The following is a 7,149-nucleotide window of genomic DNA, read 5'->3' as shown; positions in this document are numbered from 1 at the left end:
TCAACCCGACCCAGCCCGGCCACGTCACCGTCTACCCCGACGGCCAGGCCCGCCCGGACGTCTCCAACCTCAACTTCGAGGCCGGCCAGATCGTCGCCAACCTGGTGACGGTCCCGGTGGTCAACGGGAAGGTCGACCTGCGCAACAACGCGGGCTCCGTCGACCTGATCGCCGACGTCACCGGCTACTACGGGGACTCCGGTTCGGTCTTCTCGCCGACCACCCCGGTCCGGCTGCTGGACACCCGCAGCGGTGCCGGCGCCCGTGCCGGGGCGGTGGGCGGCGGCGGCATCGTCAGCGTGCCGGTGACCGCGCTCCAGGGCGTGCCGTCCACCGGCGTGACCGCCGTGGTCCTGAACGTCACGGTCACCGGGCCGACGGCGGACAGCCACCTGATCGTCTACCCGCACGGCACCGCCCGCCCGGGCGTGTCGAACCTCAACTTCACCGCCGGACGGACCAGGGCCAACCTGGTCGTCGTCCCGGTGGTGGACGGCCGGGTGACGATCTTCAACAACTGGGGTGACGCCCACGTGATCGCCGACCTGAACGGCTACTTCGCGGCCTGACCCCCGCACCGCACCGATCGCCGCCGTGCCGCCCGTTCTCCGGGCGGCACGGCGGCGCCGTTGTGCCGGGCCCGTCCGTCACGAACCGGGCCTCCTGGGCGCCAGGCCGGCCAGCCGTCCCAGGACGGCGACGCCCTCCGCGATCTCGGCCGCCGAACCCGCCGCGTAGCCGAGGACAAGACCGGACGGGTACGGCAGCCGGGCGTGCCAGGACAGCGGCTGCACCTTGACCCCCGCGGCCAGTGCGGCGGCGGCCAACTCGGTGTCCGCGCACCCGAGTTCCTCCGGAAGGGTCAGCATCAGATGGAGGCCGGCCGCCGCGCCGTGCACGACGGCGCCCGGCAGGTGGGTGCGGATGGCGGCGATCATGGCGTCCCGACGGCGCCGGTGGCGGCGGCGCAGCAGCCGCAGGTGGCGGTCGAGTTCGCCGGATTCCATCAGCCGGGCGAGCACCAGCTGGGGCAGCACCGGATTGCCGAGGTCGGCGAAGCGCTTGGCGTCCAGGACGGCGTCCCGCAGCCGGGCCGGGACCAGCAGCCAGCCGGTGCGCAGCGCGGGGGCGAGCAGCTTGGAGATGCTGCCCGCGTAGCAGACCCGGTCCGGCAGGACGGCCCGCAGGGCCGGGACGGGCGGGCGGTCGTAGCGGTGCTCGGCGTCGTAGTCGTCCTCGATGACCAGGCCGCCCTCGCCCGCCCAGCGCAGCAGTTCGCGCCTCCGGTCGCCGCCGAGGACCACGCCGGTCGGGTACTGGTGGGCGGGCGTGAGCAGGACGGCCGGGGCGCCGGTGGCGCGCAGCGCGTCGACCCGGACGCCCTCGGCGTCGACCGGGACGGGCGGGGTCGCGGCGAGCCAGTGGGCGAGGTGCTGCCGAGCGCCGAGCGAGCCCGGGTCCTCGACCGCGACCTCGGTGACGCCCGTCCGGCCGAGGGCGCGGCCGAGCAGCGCGAGGGCCTGGGCGGTACCGGCGACGATCAGCACCTCGTCCGGGTCGGCGCGGATGCCCCGGTTGCGGGCCAGCCAGTGGGCGACCGCCGTCCGCAGGGCCGGGGTGCCGCGGACGTCGCCGTAGCCGAGGTCGGCCGCGGCGAGGCCGTCCAGCACGGCGCGCTCGGCGCGCAGCCAGGCGGCGCGGGGGAAGGCCGCGAGGTCGGGCACGCCGGGCGTCAGGTCGATCCTGGCGGGGGTGCCGCGCAGCAGGTCGAAGACCTCGGGGCCGGGGTCGTCCCGGAACAGCGCGGGCGCCGGGCGGGGCGGCCGCGCCACGGGTGCCTCCTCCGCCACGGCCGGGGCCGCGACCACGACCGTGCCGCCCCGGCCGCTCCCGGCCACCTGCCCCTCCTCCGCGAGGCGCCGGTAGGCGTCGGTCACCACCCCGCGGGAGACGCCGAGTTCGGCCGCCAGCTCCCGGCCGGCGGGCAGCCGGGTGCCGGCCGGGAGCCGCCCGTCGGCGACGGCCTCGCGCAGCCGGCGGGCGAGCCACGCGGTGAGGCCGCCCCGCGGGACGCCGCTGGTGTCGAGCTGGAGGAAGTCGGCGCCGGTCTCTTTGGACCGGTCGGATGCCTCGGCTTTGGACCTGTTCACCGGACCATAGTGGCGGCGAGGGTGGGGCCATGACCACGGATACGACTGTCCCGACAGAAGAAGCGCCGGTGCGCCGGAGCGGCCACCACGGCTACGTCCACGGCTACTCGGACACCGAGGCGCTGCGCCTCGGCGACCAGGCCGACACCCTCGCCGACCTGCTGCACGCGGGCACCGCCTACCCGGCCGGCAGCCTGGTGCTGGAGGCGGGCTGCGGGGTGGGGGCGCAGACCGTGCACCTGCTGGCCGCCAGCCCGGGCGTGCGGCTGACGGCGGCGGACCTCTCGGCGGAGTCGCTGGCGCAGGCCCGCGCCCGGGTGTCGGCCCAGGCGCCGGCCGCCGACGTCACCTGGCACCACGGGGACCTGCACGAACTTCCCTTCCCGGAGGGCTCGTTCGACCACGTCTTCGTGTGCTTCGTGCTGGAGCACCTGCCCGACCCGGTGGCCGGGCTGGCGGCGCTGCGCCGGGTGCTGCGGCCGGGCGGGACGATCACGGTCATCGAGGGCGACCACGGCTCGGCGTTCTTCCACCCGGAGAGCCGGGCCGCCCGCCGGACCGTCGACCTGCTGGTCCGGCTCCAGGCCCGGGCGGGCGGTGACGGCCTGCTCGGACGCCGGCTCCACCCGCTGCTGACGGCGGCCGGGTTCGCCGAGGTGACGGTCCGTCCGCGCACCGTCTACGCCGACGGTTCCCGCCCGGCCCTGGTGGAGGGCTTCACCCTGCGGACCTTCGTCGCCATGGTCGAGGCCGTCCGGGCGGAGGCGCTGGCCGCCGGGCTGACCAGCCCAGAGGCGTTCGACCTGGGCCTCGCGGAGCTGCGCCGCGCGGCCGGGCCGGGCGGGACGTTCCACTACACCTTCTTCAAGGCGGTGGCGGTCAACCCGTAGGACGGGCCGGCCCTGGCACCGGCCGTCCCTGACACCGGCCGGAGCAGCGCCACAGGCCGGAGCAGCGCCACAGGCCGGAGCAGCGCACCGGGCGGGGTCGCGGACGGGGGTCACGACCGCGCCCGGGGGCCGCTGCCGACCGCCGGGCCGCCGCCGACCCGACGGCCGGCGCTACTCCGGGCCGTCCTCGAGGTCGGCCAGCAGGCTGCGCATCACCTCGACGAGCGCGCCCTTCTGCGCCTCGTCGAGGCCCGCCAGCATCCGGTACTCGGTGGCGAGGTGGTCGGGCAGCGCGCGGTCGATCAGGGCGTGGCCCTCGGGGGTGAGGGCCACCTCGCGGCTGCGGCCGTCCTGGTCGCTGCGGGTGCGGGTGACCAGGCCGCGGGCCTCCAGCCGGTCCAGCCGCTGGGTGATGGCGCCCGAGGTCACCATCGCGGACTGCATCAGGCCGGTCGGGGTGAGCCGGTAGGGCGGGCCGCTGCGCTTGAGGGTGGCGAGGACGTCGAAGGACGCCGCGTCCAGTCCGTGGTCGGCGAAGGTGCGGTTGAGCGCCGCGTCCACCAGGCGGTAGAGGCGTTTGAGCCGGCCGAACACCTCCATCGGGGAGACGTCCAGGTCGGGGCGCTCGGCGCCCCACTGCGCAACGACGCGGTCCACGTGATCTGCCACGGGTTCAGGGTAGCGATCCCGGCCGAATTCCTTAGCGATGAGGTAACTGTGAGCCACGTCACCTGCCCCACGCGGCGAAGAATGCCTTAGCGCTGAGATACATTGCCTTAGTGCTAAGAAATCGCCTCGCCCTCATCCTGGTGACGGCCCTCGCCCCCGCGGTCTGGGGCACGACCTACCTCGTCACCACCGAGCTGCTGCCGCCCGGCCGCCCGCTGCTCGCCGCCGTCATCCGCTGCCTGCCCGCCGGGCTGCTGCTGATCGCCGTCACTCGCCGTCTGCCGCAGGGCAGTTGGTGGTGGCGCTCACTGGTCCTCGGCGCGCTCAACATCGGCGTGTTCCAGGCCCTGCTGTTCATCGCCGCCTACCGCCTGCCCGGCGGCATCGCGGCCACCGTCGGCGCGGTCCAGCCGCTGGTCACCGCCGGGCTCTCGGCCCTGGTCCTCGGCGACCGGCTCACCCTGCGCACCGTGCTGTCCGGCATCGCGGGCGTCACCGGCGTCAGCCTGCTGGTGCTGCGGGCCGGCGCCCGGCTGGACGCGATCGGGGTGGCCGCCGCACTCGGCGGCGCCGTGGTGATGGCCGCCGGCATCGTCCTCTCCAAGCGCTGGGTCTCCCCCGCGCCGATGCTCGCCACCACCGGCTGGCAACTCACCGCCGGCGGACTGCTGCTGGTGCCGGTCACCCTGCTCTCCGAGGGCGCGCCGCCCTCCCACTACACGCTCGCCAACGTGCTCGGCTACACCTACCTCTGCCTGATCGGCGCGGCCGTCACCTACGTGCTCTGGTTCCGCGGACTGCGCGAGCTGCCGCCGACCTCGGTCTCCTTCCTCTCCCTGCTCAGTCCGGTGGTCGCCACCCTGCTCGGCTGGCTGGCACTCGGCCAGGACCTCAGCCCGCTCCAGGCGCTCGGCGCACTGGTCGTGCTCGGCTCGCTGATCGCCGCCCAGATCCGACGGCCGAGCCACTCGGCGCGGCCGGCAGCCGACGCCGAACCAGCGGCCACCCCGCGGTCCGTCCGCGAACCCGCCTGATCCCGTCCCACCACCACCGTCGCCACCGTCTTCGAGGAGTACCCCATGCGCATCACCGTGTTCGGCGCCACCGGCAACGTCGGCAGCCGGGTCGTGGCCGAGGCCCTGTCCCGCGGCCACCAGGTCACCGCCGTCGTACGGGACCCGGCCAAGCCGCACGGCCTGCCGTCCGCCGCCGCCCTGGCCGTCGGCGACGCCCGCCACCCCGAGGACGTCGCCCGGATCGCGGCCGGACAGGACGCGGTGATCACCGCCACCCGTCCGGTGCCCGGCAGCGAGCACGAACTGGCCATCGCCACCAAGGGCCTGCTGACCGGGATCGCGGGCACCGGCATCCGGCTGCTGGCAGTCGGCGGCGCGGGCAGCCTGCTCGTTCCCGGCGGCGGCGGGATGGCCCTCGTCGACAGCCCCGGCTTCCCCGACGGGATCCGGGCGATCGCCCTGGCCTGCGGTGAGCAGCTCGACCTCTACCGCGCCGCGCCCGCGGACGTCGACTGGACGTACCTGAGCCCGGCCGCGCAACTGGAGCCCGGCGTGCGCACCGGCCGGTTCCGGACCGGCGGCGACGAGCTGCTGGTCGACGCCGGGGGCGACTCGGCGATCTCCATGGAGGATCTCGCCGTCGCACTCCTCGACGAGACCGAGCGGCCCGCCCACCGTCGGGCCCGCTTCACCGCCGCGTACTGAGCGGCCGGGGTGACTGGAGCCCCCGCCCCCGCGGGGGTGTATCCAGCACCACCCCGAAGACGGCAGTGGGGATGATCGATCGTCATGCCGGGCTCGGACAGGATCGTTCCCGTGACCACGACCGCAGTCCAGCACCCCGCCGCACAGCACCCCGCGGCCCCGCACGCCCCGGCTTCCGCGGCCGGGCGCGCGCCCCGCACCCGGCGCGCCGCGCTGGCCCTCGCCGCCGCGGTGCTGGCCGGCCTGGCGGCGCCCACCACCGCGGGCGCCGCCACCGGCTCCGACCCGGGCGACGCGGACCGGGCACCCGCCCGCTACACCCGCCAGACCCTGGACTGGCAGCCCTGCGCCCGGCAGCCCGCCCTGGACTGCGCCACCATGACCGCCCCGCGCGACTGGCACCACCCCGGCGTCGGGGCCGACCTGACCATCGCCGTCTCCCGGCACCGCGCCACCGACCAGGCCGGGCGCAAGGGCACCCTGCTGATGGCGGCCGGCGGCCCCGGCGGCACCGGCCTGCTGCGCCCGGTCAACCTGGTCGCCCACGCCCCGGCGGTCGCCGCCGCGTACGACATCGTCGGCTTCGACCAGCGCGGGGTCGGCGAGAGCACCAGGGCGGTCTGCCAGACCCAGGAGGAGTTCCAGGAGTTCCTGGCCGGCGACTTCCGCGACCGGTCCCCGGCCGCGATCGACCGGGTCATCGCCAACTCCAGGAAGCTGGCGGCCAGTTGCCAGGAGCGAAGCGGCGACCTGATCCCCTACCTGACCACCGAGCAGACCGCCCACGACATCGACCTCTTCCGCGGCCTGCTCGGCGAGCGCAAGCTCAGCTACTACGGCCCGTCCTACGCCTCGATGATCGGCGCCTACTACGGGACGCTCTTCCCGCACCGGGTCGAGCGGATGGTGCTGGACAGCAACATCGGCTTCGACGGCACCTGGGAGACGTTCGAGCTGGGCCAGCCGGCGAGCTTCCAGCGCCGCTTCGACGAGGACTTCGTGCCCTGGCTCGCGGCCCGGGACGCCACCTACCACTGGGGCTCGACGCCGGAGCAGGTCCAGGCGCACTGGGAGCGGCGGCGCGCGGCCCTGCACGACTCCCCCATCGTCGAGGGCGCGGTGACGATCGGCCCGAACCAGCTGGACAACATCGCCGTCTCGGCGCTCTACCAGGCCTCCGACTTCCCCGCCCTGGCCGGGGTCCTGGCCACCCTGGACACCTGGCAGAGCGCCGACCCGGCGACCAGGGCCGCGACGGCGCAGCTCTTCACCCGCTACCTCGGCCCGGAGTTCCTCGCCGAGTTCTTCGCGGTGACCTGCAACGACACCCCGTGGACCAGGGACCTGGACACCTGGATCGAGCGCGGCGCCGAGAGCACCGCCCGCGGGCCGCTGGCCGGTGCCCGGACGCTCGCCTTCGGCGCGGTCTGCGCGTCCTGGCCGGTCGCCCCGGCGCCCGAGGTCAAGGTGACCGGCGCCCACCTGCCGGCCACGCTGATGCTCAACTCGGTGCACGACCCGGCGACCTACTACGAGGCCGCGCTCGGCGCCCACCGTGCGCTGCGCGGTTCCAGGCTGGTCACCGTCACCGGCAACGGCGACCACGGCCAGTACCCCGGGCCCAACTCCTGTGTGACCGGGGTGGTCGAGCGCTACCTGCTGGAGGACACCGCGCCCAAGCGCGATCTCGTCTGCCCGTCGCCGCAGTCCGGTTGACCG

6 protein-coding genes and 1 pseudogene are annotated in these 7,149 nt (G+C 75.4%); 5 read left to right on the top strand and 2 right to left on the bottom strand.

The window, feature by feature from the left end:
- Positions 1 to 569, top strand: a pseudogene (locus ACZ7C5_RS17295) (PKD domain-containing protein); the annotation flags it as partial.
- Between the two features lie 78 nt (positions 570 to 647).
- Here ACZ7C5_RS17295 and pdxR read toward each other — a convergent pair.
- Positions 648 to 2,150: a MocR-like pyridoxine biosynthesis transcription factor PdxR gene (gene pdxR, locus ACZ7C5_RS17290; protein ID WP_470322859.1), complete on the bottom strand. Its 1,503-nt coding sequence runs from the start codon at positions 2,148 to 2,150 to the stop codon at positions 648 to 650.
- A gap of 29 nt (positions 2,151 to 2,179) precedes the next feature.
- Between pdxR and ACZ7C5_RS17285 the strand changes: the two genes are divergently transcribed.
- A complete protein-coding gene (locus ACZ7C5_RS17285; protein ID WP_470322858.1) occupies positions 2,180 to 3,040 on the top strand; it encodes a methyltransferase domain-containing protein in 861 nt (286 codons plus the stop codon).
- 171 nt (positions 3,041 to 3,211) lie between these two features.
- On the opposite strand, the gene ACZ7C5_RS17280 is transcribed toward ACZ7C5_RS17285, so the two are convergent.
- Positions 3,212 to 3,709, bottom strand: a complete 498-nt coding sequence (locus ACZ7C5_RS17280; protein ID WP_401084118.1) for a MarR family winged helix-turn-helix transcriptional regulator — start codon at positions 3,707 to 3,709, stop codon at positions 3,212 to 3,214.
- 110 nt (positions 3,710 to 3,819) lie between these two features.
- Between ACZ7C5_RS17280 and ACZ7C5_RS17275 the strand changes: the two genes are divergently transcribed.
- The 3 genes from ACZ7C5_RS17275 (at position 3,820) to ACZ7C5_RS17265 (ending at position 7,146) form a co-directional block, all read left to right on the top strand.
- The gene (locus tag ACZ7C5_RS17275) at positions 3,820 to 4,743 is read left to right on the top strand and encodes an EamA family transporter (RefSeq protein WP_401084116.1); all 924 of its coding nucleotides are present in this window, start codon (positions 3,820 to 3,822) and stop codon (positions 4,741 to 4,743) included.
- A gap of 45 nt (positions 4,744 to 4,788) precedes the next feature.
- On the top strand, positions 4,789 to 5,430 hold the full coding sequence (locus ACZ7C5_RS17270) for an NAD(P)-dependent oxidoreductase (RefSeq protein ID WP_401084114.1): 642 nt from the start codon (positions 4,789 to 4,791) through the stop codon (positions 5,428 to 5,430).
- A 111-nt stretch (positions 5,431 to 5,541) separates the two neighbouring features.
- Positions 5,542 to 7,146 (top strand): alpha/beta hydrolase, encoded by a 1,605-nt coding sequence (locus ACZ7C5_RS17265; RefSeq protein WP_401084112.1) that lies wholly within the window; start codon positions 5,542 to 5,544, stop codon positions 7,144 to 7,146.
- Positions 7,147 to 7,149 lie beyond the last annotated feature (3 nt).

The sequence above is a fragment of the Kitasatospora sp. NPDC036993 genome (genome assembly GCF_055607525.1).
This window is presented reverse-complemented; position numbering and strand designations above follow the sequence as displayed.